The organism is Candidatus Hydrogenedentota bacterium (assembly GCA_016791475.1).
Lineage (GTDB): Bacteria > Hydrogenedentota > Hydrogenedentia > Hydrogenedentales > JAEUWI01 > JAEUWI01.
Genome location: JAEUWI010000242.1, coordinates 1 through 693, shown reverse-complemented (window position 1 = coordinate 693; position 693 = coordinate 1). Strand labels below are relative to the sequence as shown.

Genomic DNA, 693 nt, shown 5'->3' with positions numbered 1-693 from the left:
CGTCGCCGCCCTCGGCATTGTCCGCGCCCAGCGCATACAGATCGAAAGCGCCATGCTGACCGGGGGCGCGGTATTGGTAATCGTTGCCCCACGGATCTTTGGGAATGATATTTTTGCGCAGATAAGGACCGTTCCAGCGGGTTGCGCCGGACGGTTGCACCACCAGCGCCGTCAACCCTTCATTGGTGGTGGGATAGCGCCCCATGTCCAGCCGGAAAGCGTCCAGCGCGGTGCTGAAATCCTCGATTTGCAGCTTGGCGGTCTTGGTGTTGGCGCCGCCCAGATACTTCATGACCTGCGGCCCAACCAACCCGGCCAGCAAGCCGAGAATGACCAGCACCACCAGCAGTTCGATCAGGGTGAAACCGCGTGATCGGCGAAAACAGGTGTGAATTTTCATCAATTTCCTGCCCAAAAAGTTATGCCATCAAAATTCCCCCGCGCTTCGCTCACTCCCTTTTTCAACGGGGGTTGGGGGATTAAAACGCCAGATCGTTCAGACTGAGAATCGCCACCAGAATGGACATGATGATACCGGCGATGATCACGCCCAGGCCTAAAATCATGGCCGGCTCCAGCAGCGTCAGCATCCGTTTGACCGCAGTTTGCACCTCGGCGTCGTAGGTGTCGGCCACTTGCAGCAGCATCTCCTGCAACTGGCCGGTTTCCTCGCCGACCCGGACCATCTGCACC

General features: G+C 58.6%; 2 protein-coding genes. Both read right to left on the bottom strand.

From position 1 onward, the window contains the following. A partial coding sequence (gspG, locus tag JNK74_28980; protein ID MBL7650216.1) for a type II secretion system major pseudopilin GspG occupies nt 1-400 on the bottom strand: 400 nt, incomplete at its 3' end. A gap of 79 nt (nt 401-479) precedes the next feature. Then, a partial coding sequence (locus tag JNK74_28975) for a type II secretion system F family protein (protein MBL7650215.1) occupies nt 480-693 on the bottom strand: 214 nt, incomplete at its 5' end.